22 protein-coding genes and 7 pseudogenes are annotated in these 25,968 nt (G+C 32.2%); 19 read left to right on the top strand and 10 right to left on the bottom strand.

Going from position 1 to position 25,968, the window contains the following annotated elements; all coding sequences use genetic code 11:
- The first annotated feature begins 6 nt into the window (after nucleotides 1-6).
- The 6 genes and pseudogenes from abc-f (at nucleotide 7) to BAQ46_RS23880 (ending at nucleotide 4,962) form a co-directional block, all read left to right on the top strand.
- A complete protein-coding gene (gene abc-f / locus BAQ46_RS23900; protein ID WP_000928863.1) occupies nucleotides 7-1,857 on the top strand; it encodes a ribosomal protection-like ABC-F family protein in 1,851 nt (616 codons plus the stop codon).
- A gap of 285 nt (nucleotides 1,858-2,142) precedes the next feature.
- A complete protein-coding gene (locus BAQ46_RS23895; protein ID WP_000253753.1) occupies nucleotides 2,143-2,871 on the top strand; it encodes a thioesterase II family protein in 729 nt (242 codons plus the stop codon).
- A gap of 167 nt (nucleotides 2,872-3,038) precedes the next feature.
- Complete coding sequence (locus tag BAQ46_RS23890) at nucleotides 3,039-3,617, top strand: 4'-phosphopantetheinyl transferase family protein (RefSeq protein WP_249024564.1); 579 nt, start codon at nucleotides 3,039-3,041, stop codon at nucleotides 3,615-3,617.
- Nucleotides 3,618-3,914: 297 nt separating this feature from the next.
- Complete coding sequence (locus BAQ46_RS31760) at nucleotides 3,915-4,124, top strand: hypothetical protein (RefSeq protein ID WP_370624736.1); 210 nt, start codon at nucleotides 3,915-3,917, stop codon at nucleotides 4,122-4,124.
- A 43-nt stretch (nucleotides 4,125-4,167) separates the two neighbouring features.
- Nucleotides 4,168-4,589 (top strand): annotated as a pseudogene (locus BAQ46_RS23885) (disulfide bond formation protein B).
- Nucleotides 4,590-4,668: 79 nt separating this feature from the next.
- Nucleotides 4,669-4,962, top strand: a complete 294-nt coding sequence (locus BAQ46_RS23880; protein ID WP_000207875.1) for an ArsR/SmtB family transcription factor — start codon at nucleotides 4,669-4,671, stop codon at nucleotides 4,960-4,962.
- Between the two features lie 479 nt (nucleotides 4,963-5,441).
- Here the strand turns inward: BAQ46_RS23880 and BAQ46_RS23875 are convergent, their stop codons facing one another.
- On the bottom strand, nucleotides 5,442-6,554 hold the full coding sequence (locus BAQ46_RS23875; RefSeq protein ID WP_000166220.1) for an RNA-guided endonuclease TnpB family protein: 1,113 nt from the start codon (nucleotides 6,552-6,554) through the stop codon (nucleotides 5,442-5,444).
- An 11-nt stretch (nucleotides 6,555-6,565) separates the two neighbouring features.
- Entirely contained in the window at nucleotides 6,566-6,964 is a 399-nt protein-coding gene (tnpA, locus tag BAQ46_RS23870; protein WP_000762752.1) for an IS200/IS605-like element ISBth16 family transposase, read from the bottom strand.
- A gap of 534 nt (nucleotides 6,965-7,498) precedes the next feature.
- Here tnpA and BAQ46_RS23860 point away from each other — a divergent pair.
- Nucleotides 7,499-10,227, top strand: a pseudogene (locus tag BAQ46_RS23860) (putative bifunctional diguanylate cyclase/phosphodiesterase).
- A 176-nt stretch (nucleotides 10,228-10,403) separates the two neighbouring features.
- On the opposite strand, the gene BAQ46_RS23855 reads toward BAQ46_RS23860, so the two are convergent.
- On the bottom strand, nucleotides 10,404-10,838 hold the full coding sequence (locus BAQ46_RS23855) for a hypothetical protein (protein ID WP_000473787.1): 435 nt from the start codon (nucleotides 10,836-10,838) through the stop codon (nucleotides 10,404-10,406).
- Nucleotides 10,839-11,056: 218 nt separating this feature from the next.
- On the opposite strand from BAQ46_RS23855, the gene BAQ46_RS23850 reads away from it, so the two are divergent.
- The gene (locus BAQ46_RS23850) at nucleotides 11,057-11,320 is read left to right on the top strand and encodes a hypothetical protein (RefSeq protein ID WP_000503054.1); all 264 of its coding nucleotides are present in this window, start codon (nucleotides 11,057-11,059) and stop codon (nucleotides 11,318-11,320) included.
- Nucleotides 11,321-11,813: 493 nt separating this feature from the next.
- On the opposite strand, the gene BAQ46_RS23845 is transcribed toward BAQ46_RS23850, so the two are convergent.
- The 5 genes and pseudogenes from BAQ46_RS23845 to BAQ46_RS30805 all read right to left on the bottom strand — a co-directional run bounded on the left by BAQ46_RS23845 (nucleotide 11,814) and on the right by BAQ46_RS30805 (nucleotide 14,384).
- Nucleotides 11,814-12,323, bottom strand: coding sequence for a hypothetical protein (locus BAQ46_RS23845; RefSeq protein WP_249024563.1), 510 nt, complete (start codon nucleotides 12,321-12,323; stop codon nucleotides 11,814-11,816).
- 354 nt (nucleotides 12,324-12,677) lie between these two features.
- Complete coding sequence (locus BAQ46_RS23840; protein WP_001161896.1) at nucleotides 12,678-13,052, bottom strand: hypothetical protein; 375 nt, start codon at nucleotides 13,050-13,052, stop codon at nucleotides 12,678-12,680.
- A 42-nt stretch (nucleotides 13,053-13,094) separates the two neighbouring features.
- On the bottom strand, nucleotides 13,095-13,304 hold the full coding sequence (locus BAQ46_RS23835) for a YolD-like family protein (protein ID WP_071742931.1): 210 nt from the start codon (nucleotides 13,302-13,304) through the stop codon (nucleotides 13,095-13,097).
- Between the two features lie 66 nt (nucleotides 13,305-13,370).
- A pseudogene (locus tag BAQ46_RS23830) lies at nucleotides 13,371-13,995 on the bottom strand (GNAT family protein).
- Nucleotides 13,996-14,210: 215 nt separating this feature from the next.
- Nucleotides 14,211-14,384 (bottom strand): hypothetical protein, encoded by a 174-nt coding sequence (locus tag BAQ46_RS30805; protein WP_000755961.1) that lies wholly within the window; start codon nucleotides 14,382-14,384, stop codon nucleotides 14,211-14,213.
- Between the two features lie 1,870 nt (nucleotides 14,385-16,254).
- On the opposite strand from BAQ46_RS30805, the pseudogene BAQ46_RS23815 reads away from it, so the two are divergent.
- Both BAQ46_RS23815 and BAQ46_RS31605 read left to right on the top strand, forming a co-directional pair.
- Nucleotides 16,255-16,540, top strand: a pseudogene (locus tag BAQ46_RS23815) (DDE-type integrase/transposase/recombinase); the annotation flags it as partial.
- A pseudogene (locus BAQ46_RS31605) lies at nucleotides 16,530-17,029 on the top strand (Tn3 family transposase); the annotation flags it as partial. The pseudogenes BAQ46_RS23815 and BAQ46_RS31605, both read left to right, overlap by 11 nt.
- 151 nt (nucleotides 17,030-17,180) lie before the next feature.
- On the opposite strand, the gene BAQ46_RS23805 reads toward BAQ46_RS31605, so the two are convergent.
- Both BAQ46_RS23805 and BAQ46_RS23800 read right to left on the bottom strand, forming a co-directional pair.
- Nucleotides 17,181-17,882 (bottom strand): CPBP family intramembrane glutamic endopeptidase, encoded by a 702-nt coding sequence (locus BAQ46_RS23805; protein ID WP_071742927.1) that lies wholly within the window; start codon nucleotides 17,880-17,882, stop codon nucleotides 17,181-17,183.
- 363 nt (nucleotides 17,883-18,245) lie between these two features.
- Nucleotides 18,246-18,575, bottom strand: a pseudogene (locus BAQ46_RS23800) (ABC transporter permease); the annotation flags it as partial.
- A gap of 87 nt (nucleotides 18,576-18,662) precedes the next feature.
- On the opposite strand from BAQ46_RS23800, the gene BAQ46_RS30445 reads away from it, so the two are divergent.
- From BAQ46_RS30445 to BAQ46_RS31190, 9 genes and pseudogenes are all read left to right on the top strand, one after another.
- A complete protein-coding gene (locus BAQ46_RS30445; protein WP_161491002.1) occupies nucleotides 18,663-18,806 on the top strand; it encodes a hypothetical protein in 144 nt (47 codons plus the stop codon).
- Nucleotides 18,807-18,872: 66 nt separating this feature from the next.
- The gene (locus tag BAQ46_RS23795) at nucleotides 18,873-19,073 is read left to right on the top strand and encodes a hypothetical protein (protein WP_071742924.1); all 201 of its coding nucleotides are present in this window, start codon (nucleotides 18,873-18,875) and stop codon (nucleotides 19,071-19,073) included.
- A 200-nt stretch (nucleotides 19,074-19,273) separates the two neighbouring features.
- The gene (locus tag BAQ46_RS29810; RefSeq protein ID WP_086405068.1) at nucleotides 19,274-20,164 is read left to right on the top strand and encodes a restriction endonuclease; all 891 of its coding nucleotides are present in this window, start codon (nucleotides 19,274-19,276) and stop codon (nucleotides 20,162-20,164) included.
- Nucleotides 20,165-20,704: 540 nt separating this feature from the next.
- Nucleotides 20,705-20,941: a hypothetical protein gene (locus tag BAQ46_RS23785; RefSeq protein WP_071742923.1), complete on the top strand. Its 237-nt coding sequence runs from the start codon at nucleotides 20,705-20,707 to the stop codon at nucleotides 20,939-20,941.
- A 25-nt stretch (nucleotides 20,942-20,966) separates the two neighbouring features.
- A complete protein-coding gene (locus tag BAQ46_RS23780; protein ID WP_071742921.1) occupies nucleotides 20,967-22,265 on the top strand; it encodes a DUF262 domain-containing protein in 1,299 nt (432 codons plus the stop codon).
- A gap of 3 nt (nucleotides 22,266-22,268) precedes the next feature.
- Entirely contained in the window at nucleotides 22,269-24,050 is a 1,782-nt protein-coding gene (locus BAQ46_RS23775; protein ID WP_071742919.1) for a DUF262 domain-containing protein, read from the top strand.
- Between the two features lie 436 nt (nucleotides 24,051-24,486).
- Complete coding sequence (locus BAQ46_RS23770) at nucleotides 24,487-24,948, top strand: ATP-binding domain-containing protein (RefSeq protein ID WP_228746220.1); 462 nt, start codon at nucleotides 24,487-24,489, stop codon at nucleotides 24,946-24,948.
- A 258-nt stretch (nucleotides 24,949-25,206) separates the two neighbouring features.
- Nucleotides 25,207-25,488 carry a YrdB family protein gene (locus tag BAQ46_RS23765; protein ID WP_226809518.1) on the top strand — a complete coding sequence of 94 codons (282 nt, stop codon included), beginning with the start codon at nucleotides 25,207-25,209 and terminating at the stop codon, nucleotides 25,486-25,488.
- 323 nt (nucleotides 25,489-25,811) lie between these two features.
- A pseudogene (locus BAQ46_RS31190) lies at nucleotides 25,812-25,925 on the top strand (XRE family transcriptional regulator); the annotation flags it as partial.
- Between the last annotated feature and the right edge of the window lie 43 nt (nucleotides 25,926-25,968).

Genomic DNA, 25,968 nt, shown 5'->3' with positions numbered 1-25,968 from the left:
GATAAAATGCTTATGTTAAAAGCAGAAGGGTGTAAAGCTACTAGAAATGAAAAGGTGATTTTTGAAAACGTTCATTTAGATATAGAAGAAAAGCAGAGAGTAGCCATTATTGGCAGTAATGGTGTTGGTAAAACGACATTGCTTAAAGCACTATTTGGTAAGGTGCAATTAGAAAAGGGAAAAATTATGAGAAGGTATCCTGCAGATGCTTGGGGATGGGTTGAACAGATGGAGGAACTAGCGGATGTGACTCTTTATGAATATGTTAGTTTGGTTCGTCCTGAGCTGGCAACTTATCAAAAGAAGATTGATGAGCTTCAAAAAAAGATGTCGATTGTAACAAAAGAGGAGCTAGAAGGCTTGATGGAGGAATACACGACATTTTATGAGCGTTTTATCGCAATGGATGGTTTTCAATTTCAAACGGAAATTGAAAAGCACCTGAGTCAATTACAGTTGCCCCCAGCAAGCTGGTACATGCCTTATAGTCAATTAAGTGGTGGAGAAAAAACTAGGGCGCAATTAGCTAGGACGATGCTCAAAAATCCAAAATTTTTAATTTTAGATGAACCAACCAATCATTTGGACAAAGATGCAATTGAATGGCTTACGAATTGGATTAAAGCTAGTGATACAACCGTATTGTTCGTTTCTCATGATAGACATTTTATTGATCAGGTGGCTGATGTAACGTATGAGTTGACAGCAGGAGGAACAAAAAAGTACAAAGGCGGTTATTCAGCATATAAAAAACAGAAGGATCATGAAATATTAACCCATCAGAAACTTTACGCCAAACAGGAACAAAAAAAGAAAGAGTTATTAGAGTCAATTAACCGTTATAAGCAATGGTTCCAGCAAGCCCAAAAATCATCTGGAAAAGATGATTCTGCTGCGCAAAAAAACAATTTCTCATCGAGGGCAACGAAAAGCGCCTCACGATTTAAGGCGCTTGAAAAAGCATTAGATCGCCTTGAGAAAAATAAAATAGAAAAGTACAAAGAAGCAGATCGAGTGAAGCTTGATTTTCATGAAACAGATTTTGGAGCCTCACGTCTTTTGCAAATACGTCAAATGACATTTGGATATGATGGTATTCCTATTTTTAAGGATTTTAACTTAGATGTGAAACGCTCCGAGAGATTAGCTGTAATTGGGCCAAATGGTTCCGGGAAAACTACTCTACTTCAGCTTATTTTAGGACGGAAGCAGCCGGAAGAAGGAATGGTACAGCTTCATCCTAGATGTAAGGTTGGTTATTTTTCACAAGAGCTTAGTGATCTGGACGGAAGCGATACAATATTGGATCATATTATGAAAATTCCTAATTTAACTCAGACAGAGGCAAGGACAATTCTCGGCTGTTTTCTGTTTAAAAGAGATAATGTGCTCAAAAGAATATCTCATTTAAGCATGGGTGAAAAATGTAGGGTCGCCTTTGTAAAATTATATTTCTCCGGCGCCGACTTACTCATTCTCGATGAACCGAATAATTATTTAGATATTGAGACGAGAGAGACGATTGAAGAGGCGCTTCAAGAATTTCCAGGTACGATAATTGCTGTTTCACATGACAAATATTTTTTGAGAAAAATTGCAGATAGAATACTAGATTTAGGAAGCACAAGCAAAAGAGTATTTGAAGGCTCTTATTCTGATTATGAGCGGGAGAAACAAAATAAAGAATCAAAATTAACAGTAGAAATGCAAAATGAACTTTTCTATTTGGAAATCAAGAGGCAGAATTACTTGTCAGATAGTCCTGTAAATGAAGAAGAGCAAGAGGAGATTTTAGCAAAAATTTACGAAATTAATCAAAAAATCGACAAAATTAAAAAGCAGGCTTATCGTAATTAATAAAAATATGCAGGCTCATAAATCCAGCAGTTGTTGGCAAAATTGAAAACTTTTCTTCATATTATAGGATGCTAGGTAAAGAAATGAAGTACTAATTCTATTATTGAAACGGAGGAGGGAGCGATATGGTAAATTAAAGTATTTTAACATAAAAAATCCTCATAACACAGACTTATAAGCAATTTTAAGTTATGCATATTCCTATTTCAGGTATAAAATTTTTAAATGAATTAATGTTGATAAATCTAATATATTTAAAGATAAATAATAATAGGAGAATGACATATGGTTTCAAAAATTAAGCTTTTTTGTTTTCATCATGCAGGTGGGTCTTCGTCAGCCTACTACAATTGGAAGGATTATTTAAACAAGGATATTGAGATTATCCCTATTGAATTAGCTGGAAGAGGGAAACGTTTGAAAGTGCCCGTATACACAAGTATGGAAGAAGCGGTATTAGATATTTACGATTTGATGAAACCTAATTTAGATGGTTCTCCATTTGCGATATTTGGACATAGTGTGGGAGCTTTATTAGTATATGAAATGATTCAGAAAATCCATGATGTCAAAGGAATAAGTCCAATACATGCATTTTTCTCAGGGCGACTACCTGTTCATACTATAGATCAGCAAAAGCGTTACACTTTACCAGATCAAGAGCTAAAGAAATACATAGTAGACTTAGGGGGAATTCCATTAGAATTACAATCTTATGATGAAATATTAGATATGTTTCTCCCGATCATTAGAGCAGACTTTAAACTAGTTGAAACTTATGAGCTTAAAGGAAAAATAAGTCCTTTTACATTTAATATTTCTATTCTATACGGTTACGATGATAAGCTAGTAGATAATCAAAGATTGATAGAGTGGACTGATTATACTAGTAAACAATGCTATTTTTATGGATATCTGGGAGGGCACTTTTTTATTAATGATTTTACAGAAGAAGTTGTTAAAGTAATAAATAAAACATTAAGTTCATCCGATTTTCAAAGTAAAATATTATAAATGAGACTTTAATATTTCTATGTTTTTTATAGGGGAATTATCAGAAAAACACCAAAAAGGGAATGACTTCTCTTGTTTCTTCTCCAATTTTTTTCGTAGTTTTACACGTTGGTACTCGCACATCTATTAAAGAAACTTAAAAGGTTTATAAAGGTGGTGGAATTTAAATGATAGAAGTATATATTGTAAGAATTCCTAATAAAATAGAAACTAGATTATTTAAACAATTACTAGGTTATGTTTCTAATGAAAAGCGAAAAAAGATTGAGAACTTCCACAGGAAAGAAGATAGTTATAGGGGCCTTATTGCGGACCTTCTTGTTAGAAGTTTGATTATAAGAAAATATAGTATTTCAAATGAAGAAATTGAATTCAAAAATAATCTTTATGGAAAGCCGTATTTACATAATGTTTCTAATTTCGAATTTAATGTTTCTCATTCGGGCGATTGGGTTGTTTGTGCTGTAGATAAATTTTCAATTGGTATAGATGTTGAATTGATAAAGCCAATTGAATTTGAAATAGCAAAAAGCTTTTTTGCAGAGGCAGAATATAATGATTTGCTTTCTATAGATCCACTAAGGAAACTAGATTATTTTTATGATCTTTGGACTATAAAGGAAAGTTATGTAAAAGTTTTAGGAGAAGGATTAACAATTCCTCTTAATTCCTTTTTAGTTAAAAAACATGATTTTAAACAAATTGAAATAATAAAAAATAATAAAAAAAAACCCATATTTTGTTAAACAATATGATATTGATGATCAGTATAAGTTATCAGTATGCGCTATGCATAATAATTTTTCTGTTAATCCTCAACATGTTAATTTTTTTAGTATAGTGAAAGAAATAATGGGTAAAGAGGTATTATTTTAGTAGCAGGTCATCAATTGGATTAACAAATTGTATATATGAATGTAAGTATTAAACCAACCTTAACTACAACCGTTTTATAAGAAAACTACCGAATATTTTAAAATTATTAATTCTTATATAAAATTAATAAGATTTATAATATGATAAAAGTATCAAAATACTTCTAAATCTATCTTGCAAAAGGACACACCTACGCATACATATGCCATTGGTGTGTCCTTTTTTTCGTTTTCTATAAGTTTCTGAAAAAAGAGCGGGAATGGGAATTGTTTATAGAATTAAAAGATAAGGGTTATGATTGGAAAGATATCAATGATTGGATACTGTCTATTGAAACAGGGTACTCCAAACATGGAAATAAACTAGTCATATATTAGTAAACGTTTTACATTCTAATAAGACAGGTGAGGGGAATATAGGATGTCAATCATTCGAAAGTATCACATTGCAATTGCTTGGATGATAGCTACTAGTGCAATGCTCATAAGTTTGGTTTTTAATGAATGGATGAAGTTGCCTCCATGTAATTTGTGCTGGTATCAAAGGATGGCCATGTAGCCATTAGTATTAATATTAGGTATAGGTATGTAGTAAGTACATATGCATTTCCACTTGCATGTATTGGCCTATTAATAGCCGTTTATCAAATCACGATTCAGGCTTTTCCTACAAGTGAATTGAAGATGTGTTCAGTAGGAGTTTCTTGTACAGGAGATTACTTGAATTTGTTTGGCTCCATCTCAATTCCTATGCTATCTTTTGTTGGATTTTTAGGCATAATAATCCTTCTATATATTAAACTTGATAGAGAGACAAAAGATCGAGCAACAAAGTGGTTGTGAAATATATATTTAAACAAACTAAAAATGCTCATAAATTGATAATAAAAACAAAAAAGAAATGAAAAAGGAGAAATAAAAAATGACAACAATACAAGTAAGTAATGAAATGTGCAAAATTCCAGAAGAAGATGTAGAATTATTAAAGATTATGGCTCATCCAGTTAGATTACAAATCGTGAAAGAACTAGAACGTCGCAAAGTTTGTAATGTAACACAGTTAACAGAGCTATTAGAATTGCCTCAATCAACCGTATCTCAGCATTTATCTAAGATGCGTGGCAAGATTCTACGCTCGGAAAGAAGAGGGTTAGAGATGTACTATCATATTGTAAATTCCAAAGCATGCCAGATTGTTAGTGTACTAGGTTTATAATTAACTTAAACTATATAGTAGTTTATGAGAATAAATATAAAAAAAGGGCAGCTATGCCAGGCTGCCCTTTTTTTATTTGTGATTTTGCATATATTTGTGCGCATTTAGTATAGCAAATATTTTTCTTTTCTATCAAATAAAAAGAGCCTGTATGCACAGGCTAAAATTACGTATGGAAAAGAGATCATGATACTCAATCTCTTTTCCATACAAGGGTTAGAGATTAGTTGCTATTCGACTCATACTCATTTTATGTGTAATACTTAGAATATTCAATCTAATTATTTATTTCTCAATATGTTTTGTTTTTATTTATAAATACGTCATGCTTTTTGTCCAGTGAACTACCCACCACTTAACGTCCTAGCGGACTGTTTGAAGTGGGGGCTTCTCGGTTAGTCGTTACTTTTGGTAGCTAACGAATTCGTCCTAAGGCAGCCGAGCTAACTCCCTTGTTCCAAGGGTTATTTTATTGCTATCTATGCTAACGCCAATAGGCGTATTGCTTCATTTTTGATATTGATAGCTGCGTTATAATCTCTATTGAGATTTACACCGCATATACAAGAATAGACTCGCTCAGACAATGACATATTTTTCACATTTCCACAACTGCTACATGTTTTTGTGGAAGGAAACCATTTGTCTATTTTCACAAGCTGTTTGCCTTGTTCATTTAGTTTATAAGCTACGAAAGAAGTGAACATACCCCAAGCATTATCAGCGACGCTTTTTCCAAAATGAAGTGCTTGCGATATTCCCTTCATATTTAGATCTTCAATAGCTACAACATCAAAATGAGTAGCTAACTCTTTAGACTTATGATGAAGGAAGTTCTTACGTTGATTCGTTACTTTTTCATGTAACTTAGCTACATGGATACGTTGTTTATTCCAACGCCCTGAACCTTTTGTACGTCTTGATAATACTCGTTGCGCCTTTGCTAATCGGTCTAACATTTCACGATAGAACTTAGGATAATTGGCTCTCTCATCCTCAGAACTGACGTATAATTGATCCATCGCAAAGTCTAATCCAACAACTGTTTCTACCTCTTTTTGTACGATCTCTTTTTCGTATTCAGTCAAAATGGACACATAGTATTTACCAGTAGGTGTCATAGAAATCGTACATGACTTGATTATATGGTCTTGTGGTATGTCTCTATGCTGTTTGATACGTACCATTTTCAGTTTTGGCAATTTGATATGACCGTTAAGCAACATAATATTTCCGTTCACTACATTCGTTGTATAAGACTTTCTGTCTTTTTTGCTTTTGAATGTTGGGAAGTCATTTTGACCACGAAAGAAATTTTTATAGGCAGTTTGCAAGTTTAGTTGAGCATTTGCCAAAGCTAATGAATCCACTTCTTTTAACCACTCAAATTCTGCTTTGTATTTTGCAGGAGTGGGAAGCTTTTGTTTCTTTAGTTGATCCTTATCATCTTTATGTTTTTCATACGCTTCTTTCCGTTCAGCTAACATTCTGTTATACACGAAACGTACACAACCGAAAGTTTTACGCATAAGATGTGCTTGATCTTCTGTTGGATACAAACGGAATTTATATGCTTTATTCTGCTTTGTCATATCATTTCACCTCACTTTTCACTTTGATTTTCAATATATGTTTTTACTACGTCTATTGGCGAACCACCAGTAGTTAGCAAGCAAAAACTTCTTGACCAAAACATCTCTTTCCAAAGTTTCTTTTTCACTTGTGGAAAGTCTCTTTTAATAAGTCGAGAACTTGCACTTTTATAAGCATTGATGAATTTTGTCATTTCTGTATTAGGGTGTGCCTTGAACAAAATATGAACATGGTCTACATCATGATTCCATTCAACTAATGTGATGTTATAGTTTTCAGATAGTCGAACAAACATATCTTTTGCATAGTCTGACATATCATCATCAAACACATTTCTTCTGTATTTCACGACCAACACAAGGTGATAATATAACAAGAATACTGAATGGTTATTACTATCTAATTTCATTTATATACCAGCCTTTATCATTTATAAGACTGATTATATCAGAGGCAAAATAAAAAGGAAAACCTTTTGGCTACGCCAAACCGAAATTCATCTCCCACCTACCGTTGGGCTACGCCCTTCACACGCTTGAGGAAGGAGAATTCTTTCCGGAAATTCGTTAAAAAGGAGGGAATATGAAATTGACATGAATCTAGGTTGTAACTATAATGGCTACAGTTAGGGGGTTAACTATAATCCAATAGAGAATTAGATTCTATCTCGTATTTAAAGAGTGGATAAGTTGTACTATCCAAATTTACGATGCTCAAATACTTAAAAAAACTACATTTTTCAACGTATCTTATTTGGAATCCTCAGTATTGAAAATTGTAAACATCTACAAAAAGTTAACAAGACTGTTATATGTAGAAAGAAACCTTTTAAAAAAGGTCATAATATACATAATAGGTTGCACACATTTTAATTAGTAGGAGCTGTGCCACTATCAAGACCTTTTTAATAAAAGTATAGAAAAAACTCAAGAAGGTGAGCTCATTGCGTAAACATGCATATGTGCAATTTTATGTATTGCTATTGGCTTTAATAGCTTATATAAGTTTTTGCGTTATATTTTTATTTGTTTTTCCGAATCTTTATTTTGTATCAGATTTTAATATCCGGCTATCATCTTTAGTTGTTGAAACTACTGTATTTATCTCATTACTGTATTCTATATTATCCAGAAAAATTAAGTTAGGAGTATTCTGGGTTTGTATTACTATTGCGATAGGGTGTTTCTTGATAGGGAATTTCATATCTGCTTTTCAAGTATTTAATGTAGAATTACCAATCCAAAATTTTAATATTTCTGATGTATTTTTGTTGTTTTTTTATTCTTCTTTCTTTTTGCGTTCTTTTATAAAATTATGATGGAATGTAACAAATGGGAGAAAGCGTATTTACTTTGTGATTTATGCATTGTTGTTACTGCTATTTTTACATTAGAGTGGTACCTATTTAATAAACCATCTGCAAATATCTTATTCTTATCAATTGGAGATGTTTTTCTCTCATTTATTTTTCCGATTATAGATTTATTACTTCTATTACTTGGAGTTACACTAATCTTTAGACCCGCTATTTTCAATGCAAAAAGTAAATTGTTTATTTTTATCCTAGTATTAACTGGATTGGCTATTACGGACTACTTGTATTTCTACTTACAGGGTGATTTGTCAGAGCGTTCAGTTATATTTTTAAGGTGTTTGTATAGAGTTTTACTATTATTTATCGCTATTGCTGCTACAATCCCAAAGAATACGTCTTCTAAAAGAAATTATTTTATTATTAATCCGACATTTGGAGAGAAACTTCTTGGTATATTCCCGTATCTTGCAGTTGCAGTCTTAATTGGCTTTACTTTGAAAGAGCAAACTTCTTCAGCTACATTAATTACGGGAAATTGTATTGCTTTTGTATTTGTACTGATTCGTCATACAATCGTACGAATGCAAAACAAAGAGTTAACTAAAACATTAAAAGTGTTTAATAATCAATTAGAACAAACAGTATCTCAAAGAACAAGGGATTTAATAAATAAATCTAATGATTTAGTAAAAAATCAAGAGAGATTTAAGTCATTATATGAGTATCATCCGGATCCTATTTTAACGATTGATTCAAACGGTATCGTATTAAATATAAACCAGGCTGGAAGTATGTTATTAGGAAAAGAAAGTGCTGCATTGATAGGGAAAGAGTGCTTCTCTATTTTTTTAGATGAAGATAAATCTGAATTGGAAGTAGCTATAAAGAAAGGGAAACGATGTAGTTCATCTTCACTACAGTTACGTGTGAAAAATAACAATGAGAAGGATATACTCTTTTGGTATGTCACTATAGTTCCTATTATGATAGAAGGACAAACCTTTGGGAGCTATGTAATGGTAAAAGACATAACAAGGATGAAACAACAACAGGAAGAGATAAATTACCTTGCATTCCATGATACGGTGACGGAGATTGGAAATCGTATATTCTTCCAACAAGAATTAGATAGATCTATTAAGCGTGCACAAAAAACACAGGATAAGTTTGGGCTCCTGTATATTGATTTAAATCGCTTTAAGACTATTAATGATACATTGGGTCATTCGATTGGTGACAAGGTTTTAAAAGAAGTTGCCAAACGTTTTAGGACATGTCTGTCACCGACTATTCCTCTAGCAAGAATAGTCGGTGATGAGTTTGCGATCATTGTCCATAACCAAACAGAGCAACAGCTATTGGATTTGTGTAAAACTCTATTTCGTATAACTGAAGAACCATTTGTAGTAAATCAGCATAGTTTTTACTTATCTCTTAGTATAGGAATAGCGGTATATCCATTTGGAGGAATAAATACTACTACACTTTTACAACACGCTGATATCGCTATGTATAGCGCAAAGGAAAAAGGTAACAATGCTGTTTGTATGTATGACGAGACATTATCTCAAAAAGTAACTCGTCGATTACGATTAGAACAGGATTTACCAAATGCAATTGAAAATAATGAGTTGTTTTTATTGTATCAACCACAAATTGATAGTAAGGCAGGTAAGTTTATTGGTGCAGAGGCTTTAATACGTTGGCAACATCCAGAGCTTGGGCTGATTTCTCCTTTTGAGTTTATACCTATCGCAGAAGAAACAACGCAGATTATTTCAATTGGGAAGTGGACGTTACAGAAAGCGTGTCAACAACTGAAAGAATGGCATTCTGCGGGCTTTTCAAATCTAAAGATGGGGATAAATTTATCAGCTATAGAGTTTGAACAGAAAGATTTTGTTCAAACCATTATATCTACCATAGAAGAGATAGGGGTACCTGCTAATTCGATTGATTTGGAATTAACAGAGCGAATTGCAATGGTAGATGAAAGAGAAACTTTATCAAAGTTAAAAGCATTAAAATCATTTGGTGTACATTTATCAATTGACGATTTTGGCACAGGTTATTCTTCACTAGCGTATCTGCCTCTTTATCCAATTGATACTTTGAAAATTCCAAGAGAATTTGTTAATAGGATTGGAACTTCTACTGATGGAGATGAAATTATACAAACCATTATTTCACTTGCTCATACTTTAAACATGAAAGTGATAGCAGAAGGGATAGAAACGAAGGAACAATTAACAGTGTTACAACGTAATGCATGTTATCTAATTCAGGGCTATTACTACAGTAAACCTGTAAATGAAGATGAATTTATCGATTTTTTAATTGTAATGCAAAATGAATAAGTGAAAAATTGATATATGTATGAAGTAAAGTGAAAAGACGTTCTATCCACATGGATTTGAACGTCTTTCTTATGTTTGTTTTCAGTAGTTATGCAGTTATGTTTATGTTTCAGCCTTTGAGAGTAAAATAAGTATCTATATTCCTTGTGTTAGGGATGATTTTAAAAATATTTTATTTATTCCATCCCTATTTGAGTTTTACTTACTGCTAATTTTTGACCATCTTTTTCAATGAAACTAACGGTGAAATTAGCTCCTGTGCCACCTTTTGCATTTTTACTCCAACTAGCAGTATACGTTTTTACATTTTTACTTGTAGAATCAGATTTGATGTCAGGTTCGCCATATTTAGCAACTAGATCCTCGTATTTATCTCCGCCTTCACCAGTTACAGGATCACCAGTTTTAATAGTATCCACATCGGCAACCGTTATCTTCTTTTTATCGTCCTTTTTCGTTTCTTGTTTTTGGTCTTGTTTTGCTTCTTTCTTAGCCTCTTGTTTGGGTTCATCTTTCTTTTCTGTAGAAGCTTTGTTTGACGAATCATCACAAGCAACTAGACTCATCGCTAAAGCACTTCCTAATGCAATGGTACTCAACTTTTTGAACATGTTTAATTCCTCCATTTTGAAAATTGTAAAATTCCACAGATGATTATACCAAATTAAGGTAAATGGTGATGTCGTATTCTGTCGAGATAAGAAAAAACAATAACGCAAGTTCTACCGTTCACTCTAATTGGTAACAAATCTTTATTTGAAGTGTATTGGAAATGCTAATATATATCGTTTTTTCTAAATGTTAAAATAGAGAAAAAGGAGGTTTTCACATGGGAGATGTAATTGGTGATGTATTAGGAGGCCTCTTTATGTTCATCCCTTCAAAAAGGGGAAAAGTCATTCGTAAAAATTTTAAGCTTTTGGAAAAAGAAGTGTGGTTTAAAGAAATAGAGCATAGATATGGTAGGTTAATGGTTTTTAACCATTCTATTAGAGATTTTGTAGCAAATGAGAACCTAGAGGATATCTTAAAGGATGTTGAGAAAACTCATACATTTCTTCATGAATTAGGAAAACTACTGCAGCAAGAATAGATTTAATTGATGTAGTAGTGAAGGAATGTTTTATCCGTAAAGGATACTTCAAGCGTAGAAGTCTAAGGATATAGGTTTAGATGAAACAAGAAATCAATTATATGAAAAATTGCTTTATTGATTGATATATTCAGCTCTTGGAGAATTATTTCTTGTTTAGTGGATAGAATGATTCAATTTGCATGAACATCGTCAAATAGAGCAAATCAAAAAGGGAAAATTGTTTTGTGAAGTTGGAAGTGAAAATCATTGTCTATTTTTTGAGCCATTGAAAATAGCGTCAAGTTCTTACGTAATATATTAGAAGCTTGGTACTGATCCATACAAAGAAAAGACACCAAAGGCGCCTTTCTCCGTATGGAACCATCTTAAGTTTAATGTTAAACATAAGATTCCTAACCAAAATGATTGTTGCAATTTAATATATTTTGAATACATGGATGTGTGCATTTCTATGACAAATAGATTATGCACTATCATGCAAGTTAGTATTTTATTGATAATCATTTTCATCTGAGTTAATATTATAACTAGAATTATAAGAAGGACTATCATACCTAGAGGAATCTTCATTTTTGTAACTAGAAGTGCTGTTATAATTGGAGTTACTATATGAACTTTCAGAACTTGAACTATTAGAAGAGCTATAATAGCTAGGGGAACTGTAGTCGTCATAATAGTCGTTAAAATCACCTTCATCATCCAAATCAGAATTTATAACTTTATTTGTATTTGCTTTCTTTCCAACTGATTGAACTCTATAAGACGCATTCCTTTTTTTATTTTGTTTTCTTTTTCCATTGCCTTTAGATTGCAACGAAGGTGTATACGTTATAGGTATTACTCTAGATAATCCCCTTACAAATAATCGAACAATACATACTAAAATCCACATGCAAATAATAAATACAAAGACATAAAGAGCAATGTTGTAAATTATATTGTTTATTGTATCTATCATCGCACCCTTTGAAATATTAAACATAAAATCAATCACCGCCATTTTTCTATAAGTTTTATATTAAAAACGTAATATTAATCTAAATAGAATTATAAAATATTTTTTCCGCTTTTTATATAAAAAATATGAATTTGTTACCGCGGATTAGAATTAAGAAAAAGACACTCTGAGGTGCCTTTCAATGACCTTAGTATCATTTTTTAGTGTGAAAAGGTAAATTGTATACAGTTTGATACTCTCGCTGGATTATTTCATTTGTATATAAATTATTTTAAACTTTTTCTCATTTTCATGCATTTGAAATTTAATAGTGAGGGATAACGCTACATGCCCATCAACTTAAGAAAAATAAATGTCCCCCAAATTATAAAAGGAACAAATTAATTTACTCCTTTTTTACTTGAATTCCACATGACATTTAGTATCAATGATTCCAAAAGCAACTTTACATGGGAATGGATTTTTTCCTCTTGAAGCATCGAGCATACATGAAAGCACCCAATAATCCAATTCTAAGGGTAAACGGAATACTTGGATACTACTATCATCGTTTTTTACTATTACGATTGGTGTATTTACCCTAGTTGTAGTGAAACCGTCCGTTGTTATTATTGCTACTGCATCATTATTATGAAAACCCGTGCTTAAAACCTCGTAAGTTATTCCATCATTCTCATTAATAATCATAGGTATATTTAAATAGGGATAGTTATTTATATTGTTATGAATAACTGTTCTTGCTGTATTCTTTCTTATCTGATTCCCTTGCATTTTATACACTCCTTTATAACAATCCAAACGTTTAAATCTATTCTATTTTACATCCAGTATATCCGAAAATTGTAGTGTCAACTTATTATAGAAAGCATCCGTACATATGATAGCGCTATTTAACGGATCTATATCAATGATGGTCATATAGTTAGTAAGTAAATAGCCGCCTTCATAATATGTAATTAGTATTTCTTCTTCGGATAATAAGGAACATAAAAGTCCATTTGACCATTTTCTCCCTTTTGGCATATTAGCGTTGTTCTTGATTTAATATGAAGGTTATTTATAATAATTTCATCAAACTTTATTTTAAATCTACATAGGAGTATTTTCATTATAGGACTGTTTACGTCTAAAATAGCGTTGTTTAATAAATGAAATTAATGACATTGAATTATATTTCTTTTCAATATGTGACAGGATAATTAGCTATTTCATTGTTATAGCTTTCATTTTGTTTACTTAGAAATGTGAAACATAGCTCAGATATTTTACTTTCAGTATTTATACAGAACTTTTGAAAATCATTTTGCTCTATTTTTAGATTAAAGAAACCATTTTTTACGTTAAATCCAACTTTTGTATAAAAACCTATTAAATATTCTTCATCGAAGGCCATGCTAATCATTCCATTGAAGAGAAGTTCATAACCAGGATAGCTAAAATATGCCCATCTGTATATGGAGTATATCATAGCTGTTCCAACCCCAGTTCCAATATGTTTTGCATCTAAACTTGTAATAGTAATTTCAATTTTGTTTTCTGATGGATCTTTTTGTATACGACATGAAGCAGTTCCGACCCTGGAATTATTCACAATGTCGTGAAATTCCATGTCGAAGGAGATATGATCAAAATCACATCGTTCTGTAATGCTAGTAAATGAACATTTTAATTTCTGGCCATTGGTAGTCATAATGATCGGAAGTGTAGTTAACATAGAAGAAATTACACCCTTTCTAAATAATAGTTAATCCCGCGATTTGTGATTAGTGAAACTCCTAGCATAAATTTGGGCGAAGCAAAGAAGTTAGGCGAGAGATCAATCGTAAGTAAAAGTCTGATGGATTTAGCTGAATATATGAACTTAAAGACATAAGATTACAAATTAATGTAATGAAAAAAGAGCCATATATGAATGGCTCTTTTTAAGTATTAAAATGTTTCTCCGTGTTCTCTCATTACGTAATGGATAGAGCTATCCTGTACTTTTGGTGCAAATGTTTCTCCATGTTCAGCATTTTGAGTAATGCTGTTTGAAGTGAAGCTAAATCCGAAAACGGCTACTAATCCTAGAGTGATACCTAAAACTTGAATTACTTTCTTCATTATTTTAATGCCTCCTTTTTACGTAGTTTTTCTTCGGCTTCGTGTGACTTAAAGAAATATTGGTTTGCTTTATCTTGCTGGTTAGATGAGTAGAATTTTAAAGCCAATTGTTTCGAGTAGTCATGAACGAACCCTAATAAACCTTGTTGTTCAAAGTACTCAATTCCTTCTGTGATTATACTTTCGGACTCTTCTGTATTTCCGAGTTTGTAGTTTTCTCTTGCAATAAGGAAAATAGCTTTATAACTCTTTTCTGGAGTATCAATAGCTGTTGTTAGGTTTCGTATAGCTGCTTCAGAAAGATCCTGTTCAGCATATAGAAAACCTAAATTATGTCTTAGTTTGGTGGCAGTAGAGAATAGATAGTGGAAATCAAAAAATTAGCAGAAAGTATCGATGCGAACGCAAGAATGGCTTTTAGTCATACTTTAAGTATAGTATTTGCAAGAACATAAAACTGGTTTGAAAAAAGGAAAGGAATTGAAATTGGGGATTTAGTTATGGAAAGATCTTCTGTGTTCGCGTATCCAATAATTCATCATGTCGGATACTTAGAAAATAAATTTAAAAGTGGTGGTGGGTGGAATATTTCAGTATAAAAAAGTTGGACAGAAAAACAGTGGTGGGTCAAAATCTTTTTTCATCGAAAGATTTGAAGAGTATGTATTCGAGAATTGGATAAATAATTCATTTTGTATTACTATGACACATAAAAATAGCGCTTCATAAAAGTGCACTCGTAAGGAGTTCCGTTTCCTGAAAAAAGGATACATTGTATCATTCGAAAATTTCATAAATGTGCTTGGGGAAATTAATTAGAATTCGAAAAAAACAGCTAACAAAAGCTAACGGCTCATCTCCAAGGGGGATTGAGGGTTTGATGTTTACAGTATTGACGAAATATTGAGCATTAATCAATAGAAAAATAAAAAAGCTAGGATTTTTCCTAGCAAAAAGTATCCGTACACAGTCGAATGCATTTTATTGTATTATGATGAGATTTTAATTGAAGTGGGGGAGAGATGGAGATAACTTCAAGTCTTACCTGTCGCAACTACAGTTAAATAGTGCCTATTTAGGTATTTTGACCAAAACTAAAATTGAAAAAGAAAACCACATGATATGGTATGTATGCTTTTGGGATTTGTGTAATTTTAATGCCAAACAGTTATTTAAAATAAAAAAGGTCCTAGGGGACTAGGACTTTTTTGAGGGTAATACTAAAAAAAGGACTATATTATCCTAACATATTAAGATAGTTATATGTGTGACAAAATAGTGAACAAAATCGTTGTTTAGGAGAAAAATTTAGCTTTATCCCCAACCAATAATAAAAATCTAGAATGCATGTGCAATCATATAAAATGCCTGAAATAATTAAAAACGCAGCAAGTTTTTTCTGTATTTTTTGAAGATAAGACATCTAAAAATGGTATAGGCAATGAATAAATATAACAGATTAAAAAATGCAAAAATATTTAGTGGTAATGAAAATAAAATCAGGATTCCTATGATGAAAAACACAAAAAAAAGGAAGGTGTCATTCATTTTATTACTTCAGGTGTTAGGAAAATTTGATTATATATATCAATTAACGTTATGTGGAAGTTGAAGTTTGATAAGATATTTATTTAAACAAAAAAAGGTCACTGTTTAACAGTGCTCAATAAGTAGCATAAATCTTATGCGGATGAGTAGAACCGGTGGGCAGTTCTTAGTATAGTATATATAATTATTTTAAGAAAAATGATTGCCAAATAAAAAGCGCATATATAAAAGGGGTTGGTAAAAAGACTCTAAAGCTCTTGCAAGTAATCTCCTAAAACTGGCGATACTGATAGTATTACTCTATAAAAGGTGTATGATCAGCATGGAAAAGGAGAATATATTTAAGTGGAAACATTATCGACCTAACATCATCTTGTTAACAGTACATTGGTACCTACCGTACAACTTATGCTTTCGTGAAATGATGGAGGAACGAGGGTTATACCTGACTCATACAACTATTATGCGATGGGTACATCAATATGGGTCAGAGTTTGATAAACAAATTCGGCGTCATCTCAAACAAACGAATAACTCATGGAGAGTAGATGAAATATATATAGTTAAAGGGACAATGGATGTATTTATATCGTACCATTGATTCTGAAAAGGGAAAATCATCGAATAGACCGATGTGCTTATACATTTTGGACAATTGAACAATTTACAGAAGCATTAAAACGGCATGATATTTTCACCGCCCCTAGTGAAAGGTATTGTGATCCTAGAGCTCAACTATTACAAGATGAAGATTGGGAATCAATCAAACCACATATATTAAGAACACTTGGTTGGTCTTCATCAGCACAAGAAACCTTACAGAATCTAGCTATAAAATTAGATGAGACATATCAAAAGGCTCAAAAAAGTTAGTGGAGAATGAAGAGTTTCGCATTTAAAACAATAGGATTGTTCTTCCTCCACTAGACAGACTAGAAGAGCTAAAAGCATTAAAAAAATTGAGAAAACAGGCTCATTCTTTAATGAATCATATCGATTTACCTAATCTTATTCCCGAATTACATCAATGGATTCCTTTTCTTGACGCTTTTACTCATATTAATGAAGGAAATTCTAGAGTGAAAGACCTTACTATTAGGGGTACCGCCACATCGCCATCAAGCTAAGAAAAGCAAATACCCCAAAACGATAAAATTGGCATCTCCCGGTGAAAATGTACAATTTTTTGTGTATCCACTTACCTTTTTTATATTTAAATTATTGGTGTATGTGAAAAGAAGTCACCGCTTAACCAAGTGCATTATTCAGTATGTGGAGTAAAATAGCTGGAATAATGGAATTCGTCTTCTTACATAATATCGCCATGAGCATCCCACCAATGAAAGTATCTATCATCACACCAACTGAATATGAGTGAGCGATACTGAAAAGAAAACTTGATCCAATTGCGGCAATCCAAAATGGGAAGCGCTCTTGGAACAAGCGTAAGATGATACCGCGGTAGGTTATTTCCTCAACAATGGGTGCAAGTATTGTACTACTGAGAAATAAAAGAATGGGATATTGTTCTAGCATTTCTGATTTTAAAGCTACATATTGTTCTTCTCCTGCATGAGGAAATAGTGGTTCAAGAACATATAAATATATAATCCAACTTACTGCAAGGAAAAGAAGTACATATATATACATATTGATCTTTTTTAACACATGGAAGTTAAAAGTTGGTATGACTAAGCTCTTAATGGGCTCATATGCGTAAATGAATAACAGTAATACAATTAATCTTCCAAATCTAAACGCCGTATCTTCGACAGATACGTGAAGGGCAGTTGGTTCTTGCATAGTAATTAACTCTGTATAAATCGTAGACGGAATGCCAATAAATACTCCTACGATAATATCCGTTCCCAAAAACGCAAACAGTACAGCCCAAATAACCCCCCACCATGAAACTGAATACACTTTGTCTTGCGTAAGTTCGGGTTGCATAAAAGAAATTCTCCTATCTTAATTTTTTAAATAACACAATATTAAAATTATATAATTTAAAAAAGGAAAAGTCACTATATTTTAGATATGAAATATAAGCTGTTTTCGTAAGAATTGTTGCTATCTTGACCATACTGATAAAGTGAAGCCTCCGTCAGTGGTGGTTTTCTTTAACACTGATGGTTAGTTGAACCAATAGGGGGCTTACCTTCCGTTAATGCGGGATAAAAGGTTGACTTTCAATTTTAAAATTTGAGTTACATGACAAATAATTAAAGCGCGGAAAATCTTCCCACGCTTTTCTAAACATATATTTTATTTTGTAAGATTCAGTTGCCACGAGACACCAAACCGATGGTGTACTTACCTTAACTGGCGTTTAAATGCTTTACTTGCGAAGAAGTATGCAATGATCATGATGCCGATGCACCAAGCAAGCGCGATCCAGATATCGTTGCTAACAGCCCCTCCATACAAAAGGGCACGAATCGCATTCACAATTGAAGTCACGGGCTGGTTCTCAGCGAACGCACGGATAATTTTAGGCATAGTTTCAGTGGGAACAAAGGCCGAACTGATAAACGGCAAGAAAATCAGTGGGTACGAGAAAGCTGTCGCTCCTTCCATAGATCCCGCTGTCAATTTGGAAATGACCGCCAGCAATGTCAGTGCTAGCGTAAACAGACCGAGTATCATTATATTAAAATGTACATTATACCTTTATGTAACTATTATTTAGACAGTCTAAAGATAATAAATCAGAAAGTGAGACGTAAATTAGTGCTAAAAAAAATTAAAGATATTACAAAAATATTAACACAAAGAGAAGAAGTAGAGGAAGAATTAAAAGCAATCATATCAAAGGTTGTCAAAGTAAAAAAAAATCTAAAATCCATTGATTTAAAAGTAAATAAGCAAAATTAAGAATTAGACTCTATTTCAATCAAAATCGAATCTAAAGTAGCACAACTTAAACGTGTAACTGAAGAATTGCATATTAAAGAACAATTACTTCAAAACTGTGTTTTAGAGGTTGAGGAAAAGAATATAGAAATTCAAAAATATAATTCTATTATTGAGGAAAAAAAGGGGGAATTAATAAAACAAACCCGTTTGAGTAGAAAACAAAAAGAAAAAATGGAAGTTTACTTCGAGAGGCAGGGACAAGTGGAAACTGATTTTGTCTCATAAGAACTTAATAGTAATAATAATATTGATTTACTGGGCGAGGAAAAATCAACCCAGATTAGATTTTTTGCTGAAGTGATTCGTAAACTCGTTAACAAGAGGGGCGAAGAGGAAAACTACAACGTCGTTTAGAAGAAAAGCAATATAGAAAAGAAGATAATGAGTTTAACGAACTATTTAAAAATTTTGTTGAACTGCATTATGTGTCAGGAATTATTCATTCTAATTCAGATGAACTTTTACTAGCACTAATTAAAGGGGAAGAAAGGAAAGATAATATTTCGGGGTCATGCCATTATCAAAATTGGAACTGGGTAATTTCCTTTCACGAGGAATTATTCGATCCATTCTTACACGTTCTAAAAAGCAAAAACTATAAAATTAATGGTTATGAAGATTATTTTGTACTTATTTTAAAGGAGATGGCTTTATTAAAAAACTATAGTGAACATAGTGATGATTTCATCCCATTGTTTAATCTATCCCCAGTATATAACAGTACTGTTGGTGTTATACATAAATACATTAGTCTGGTCGGTGAAAGTAACATTAATCAAATAACATATTTAGGGTTTCTAGCAGTATTTTTAAAAGAAAAAGGTTTTATAAATTACATTCAAGGAACAACAAAATTGTACACACATATAAAAAAAGAAATAAAAAGTTTTAGAGCTATACAGTTAGAGACTTCCCTTAACAAGAATAGAACAACTGCACATACGCAAAAATATATAACTATTGGAGATATAGATTTACTTAGTGGAGAGGAGTTTGAACAATATCTAGCGGACTTACTAAAGTGTCTTGGTTTCAGAACAGAATTAACCAAGGGTAGTGGGGATCAAGGTGCAGATATTTTAGCATTTAAACAAAATAAAAAATATGTAATTCAGGCCAAACGTTATAAAAGTACAGTTGGGACAGCGGCAATACAAGAAGTTGTAGCTGGAAAGGCGTTTTATGGTGCTGACGAATCATGGGTAATTACAAATAGTACATATACTAAAGGAGCTGTCGAGTTAGCTAGCAAGACTAATACTAAACTATGGGATCGTGAAAAGTTGAGTAATTTAATTGAAACCTTGATGATTTAGTTTTTGTGAAAAAATAGGATTCTCCAATACACTATAGACTATTTATTATTTAGTGTTTTAGCGTTCAAAATATGGGTTGGAATCATAGGATAGAAACAACAATTGTCAATGATAGGGAGATTTAGTATAATATATAGGTATTAAAATGTAATGTTGTAGGGGTATAACATGCTATATTAAATTCATAAAATCGGATTCACTTATATACAAAATAAGAGCATTCCTTTATAGGTGTGCTCTTATTTTATTATATAGTTACAATATACATGAATGATAGACTTTTAGTTGATAATTTAAAACAAAGTTTGATTATTTATAAAAAGTTCGATAAGAAATCTTATTAGCTTTTAAGTTAGGACTTCTTCTTGAACTAACTGGCAGTTTAATTCAAGAATTAACTCATCATTCTTAATACATAGTAGATACATACTGCGCAGTAAAGTTCTTCATTAATGATTTTTATGCTCCCTTTGAAAAGGAAAAGAAGCAGATGGTAGGGAATAGGCATATTAGAAAATAATAGTGAGTGAGGGATATGGTATGGAATTTGGGGAATTTTTAAGAAAGAATTATCATTTGGGAGACAAATCTGTAAAAGATTATATTAGTCGGTGGAACGGGATCCTTAACAAAGGTTTATATAATGGAGAAACAGAGCTTACTCCTTCTTTGATAGTATCTGTTGATAGGGAGTATCCAGAAGACTCTCATTATCGCCTCACACTTAAACGATATATTGAATTCCAAAACAAGAGGAAATTATGGAATACTCAGTAATTTTTTGTCGAGGGGGGATTTATGGATGGCTCTACTTCATAACGAATTAAAAATAACAAAGATACAAGAATTACTTGGAATAAAATTAGCCTTACCATCATATCAGCGTCCGTATAGTTGGAGTGTGAGGTCTACAAATACGCTATTCCTTGATACTTATCATGCATATCAAGAAGGTACACAAGAATACAGAATTGGTTCTGTAATTTTACATAAAGAAAATGAAAAATACAACATTGTAGATGGTCAGCAGCGACTGACAACCATTTCAATTCTTCTATACTGTTTAGGTGATGAGACTCAAGGGCTATTACGAGAAAAATATAATCAATTATCTAATGATGTAATAGTGACTAATTATGAAATTTTATCTAAGAGGATAAGTGAACTTTCAGAAGATGAGCAAAACAAATACAAACAATATTTACTAGAACATTGTAGTACAGTTCAAATTGTCACAGACAGCGAGCAAGAGGCTTTTCAATTCTTTGATTCGCAAAATTCTCGTGGCAAAGAGTTAGACCCACATGATTTATTGAAGTCATATCATTTACGTGAGATGGATGATGAAGACGAACAGCAGAAAGTAAGAATTATTAACGATTGGGAAAATACGAACCAGGATGATTTAAATGACTTATTTAAAAGTTATCTGTTCCCGTTGACGCAATGGTATAAAGGAAAGAATGGTTTAGGCTATTCTGCAAGTAACATTGATGTATTCAAAGGGATTAAAACCACAAATGTATTTAATTATGCTATCTATCATAAAGCAAGTAACCTTTTCTTAGAACAGTTTAATGCAAACGGAAGCAATGAATTACTTGCATCAAAAGCATTAAATCAATTTCAATTAACACAGCCACTAATCGCAGGAAGACGGTTTTTCCATTATACCCGTCACTATGGAAATCAACTTGAGCAAATACAAAATTTAATAAATAAAGCTCACACGAAAGAACAAATTCCGAGTAGACGTTCTGGGGATCTTTACATTAAACAGTTATATGAATGTGCGTTATTGTTTTTTGCTGATCGCTTTGGTATTGAAAGCCTATCTAAAGGTGTGATGCACCAATTATATTCATGGAGCTATTCTTTGCGACTTACTATGCATGCTGTGTATCCTCAGACAATTAATAAATATGCACGAGGAAAACATGAGCGGTTGAACAAAGATTTGGATCTGTTTTCAGAAATTAGTGATATGAACCATGCTGAAGAGTTAAAGCTCATTGTTTTGGAGCAACCCGATATTGAGAATAAAAATAAAGAGAAGTACAAAGCAGTGTATGATTTACTTTGTGAATGGAATAGGTGGTAGGAGATGGATAATCATTTAAAAATCATACCGGTATCAAACATTTTTACTAATATCAGTTATGTAGTTCCAATTTATCAACGGAACTATGCTTGGGCAGAGATGCAAATTGAACAACTGATAGAAGATATTAATAGTTCAATTGACGATCTTAATAAAAACTATTTTCTTGGAAATCTTATTGTTAATCAAACTGATAATAATGTTTATGAAGTAATAGATGGACAACAAAGGTTGACGACATTATTTCTATTAGAAAATTATCTTGGCATGAATTTTGCGAAAGATTCGTTGAGATTTGAAGCACGGGAAAAGTCAAACCGTACACTTCACATGATAAACAATAAGAACAATGGTGAATTACTGGAGGAATTAGTATCAGTTGAAATCTTAGCGGGTTATCAAATCATTGAAAATTATTTTAAAAAAACGAAAGAAATAGATAAAAATGAGTTAAAGAAAAAACTTGAAAAGGTTTTTCTTGTTCGTGTACAAGTTCCGCAAGGTATAGATTTAAATCATTATTTTGAAATCATGAATACTCGGGGTGAGCAACTAGAACTTCATGAAATAGCAAAGGCAAAGTTTTTAGAAGTTTTGGATACAGAACACGATAAAAAAACTGCAGCATTGATTTGGGAAAAATGCTCTGATATGGACTCATATATCCAAATGAATTTTGATCCCAAAGTTAGAAAGGCTCTTTTTACAAAAGATTGGTCTAGCATCAAGGATCATATTGACGATTTTGATTCAATTAGAGAATGTATTCCGAATGATGAAGATGATAAACATTCTGTTCCTTTGATTGACATTCTAAAAAGTAAGAAGCTACTCAATAATGGAGGAAGTAAGGATGAAGGTGAGAATGAACGCTTTGAATCGACTATTTCATTCCCAAATTTTTTATTACAGGTAAATGCAGTCATTGGTAAGTTAGGAGAAGAAGATTCAACACTTGATGATAAACACTTTTTGAATAATCTATCATGGGCTTGGAATGATGCTGATAGAGCAAAGAACTTTTTATATCATATGTTAAAATGTCGTGTGTTGTTTGATAAATATATTTTGAAACGCGAATATGCTAGAGACTATAAAGAAACTGGAAAATGGTCGTTACAACGTTTAGAAAAATATAGTGATTTGAAAGGGGAAAAGCCCAAATATGTAGGTACTTTCGGCAATGATGATAGTCAGAATAATAAACAAATAAGAACTCTGCAATCCTGCTTGCGCATAACCTACACGTCACCTAAGACAATGCATTGGATTTCACTAGTTTTAACGAGGTTACTAGAGAATGAATCATATGATATCATTGAAATTCTTGAAGATTACTGCAAAATAAAAGTTATAAAATCAAATTTTGAGAATACTAGTGGATTTGGTTTTGAAAGAATCGTATTTACTTACCTTGATTATCTTTTATACAAAGATGGGTATTCTTACTTGGATAAGGAAATAATCCCGACAATGAGTGATGAATGGCAATTTCAATTTAGAAGTTCGATAGAACACTTCCAACCACAGCATCTAGCTGAGGGTGTAAATTGGGAATCGGATGACCTTGATGGTTTTGGAAATCTTGCGTTAATTACTGTGTCAGGAAACTCTAAGTTTTCTAATTTGCCACCTGCAGGGAAAATCAGCTCTTACCCAAGCATTTTTGAACAAAGCTTGAAACTGAAGATCATGAAAGAATTAGTCAATCTCGACGATGAAAAATGGACTGAAGAAAAAGCAGGTAAACATCAAGAAGAAATGTTTAGAATTTTGAAGAGTTAGTATTTACGAGTGAAAGTTAATGATATATGATGTAGATGTTTTATCGACAACTTTCCAAACACTAACAAGGTATAAAATATTAATATTTCTTCGAGAACTAAGACATCATAGTTTTTACTGCACAGTACAACGATACTATTCAATAGACTAATGTGATGTTCAACAATCGGGCGCTATTGCTGAATAAACCTTAGATTTTTAATCGACTTTATTGTTATATTTCTGAGTACAGTGAAGTATCTTATATCGGAAATTAAACAACTATATTTTAACCCCGTCCTAAATTTAGAACGGGGTTATGCTTGTTTTAGGCTTTAAAATTTAATAGCTTTATTGTCTTTTTACATCAATTTCTAAAAGAGGAGGTTTCACCAATACGTTATCCATTAACAAAAAAATTAGAACCAATAAAGAGATAGCTGCCTTCATAACTAACTTGTTTGATTTAACAAAAAGTAATGCAGCTCAAATTTATTCAAATATTAGTATGCAATATTTTGAGGATGGTACTAAGGTAAAAGATTATATTAAAGGTCTTACAGATACAGATAAGGAATGGAAGGCAATAAATTATACACCAGGTTTTCGTGTGAATTATCCATATGAAGCATTTCAAAATGAACAGGATGAAAGTGCACATGAGGTTATTAGACAGGAATTTGATAATGTAATTGTTGTAATAGATTCTAACTTTACTTACGATAAAAATCTACTAACAAGCAAAAACGATTACCGTTATAGTAATATAAAAATGCTCTATCAGATGGTAACAAGAGCTAGAAAAAAATTGCATATTATTATTGATAATGAGGCCGTTTTAGAGAAATGTTTAGAAATCATGCAATCTAATAAAAGAGGTGAAAATCAAAAACCGGAAAAAAATCATGCTAAGTGTTGATTTAATATAAAGTTTAATCATTTATAATAAAGATTGATAATTTGTAAAAAAAGTTTGATAAAAAGATCTAGTTTGTAGTGCATTCCTTTATTTAACAATCGGTCCATTTTCTAGAATAAAGCGATTGCTAAAATCACAGAATTTTGAAATGATTGTCATTAAGTTAAATGGCAGGATTTTAGAATATGACCGAAACATATTGTATATAAAAAAATTAACATTAGTTTCTTAATTCTTTTTATTGGGAGGAAGAGTCGGATGGAAATAAAATGGATAGGTGTTAGCGTCCTCACCGGATTCTTTCTACTGGAGCTTGGTGCAATGGCTGCGTTCAGTTACTGGGGTTATCATATCAAGACAGGGGCAGCGGTCAAAATTATACTTGCGGTTGCCACGCCACTAGTCATAGCCACTCTATGGGGTATTTTTCTCTCCCCGAAGGCGTCGCTCCCGCAGCTTTGTACGCAAGTGGGCAAAGCGCGTTCGCAGTTACTTTTCAGACGGTGTCCCTTCTTATCGTGGCAGCGGTCTTCATCTTGAAGCTTCATAAAGTAAATATGTGAAGTGGATTAGTCTAAAACCGAACTTCAATAATCGGGCGCTTGATTGTTGAAGAAGACTCTGATTTTAAACGACTTTTTTGTTATTCAATTTAAGCAATGTAATTCACAATACAGAGATATTAAACAACTATTAAAAACACCGTCTAGGTTAACTGGAAGGTGTTTTGTGTGATTATAAGGGTAGAATTAAACATCTTTATTGTAACTGATCACAATGATGATATTTGGACTTGGAATTTATAGATAAAATAAAAAGAGAGCTTTTGCTCTCTTCTTTTCATTATTAAAATTAATAATAAGTTTACTGACATCCAAAAAGCTTATAAGGAGCTAGATGGACGTCAACAAGGTCGTTTTGCTAAGCAAGTTTCATTGTACGTTAAAATGCTACAAAACAACAAAGATATACTATGATTTGATTTCATCATAAAAGAAATCAGTTCCATTTACCAGAGGT

It is taken from the genome of Bacillus paranthracis, assembly GCF_001883995.1.
GTDB classification, from domain to species: Bacteria; Bacillota; Bacilli; order Bacillales; family Bacillaceae_G; genus Bacillus_A; species Bacillus_A paranthracis.
This window is presented reverse-complemented; position numbering and strand designations above follow the sequence as displayed.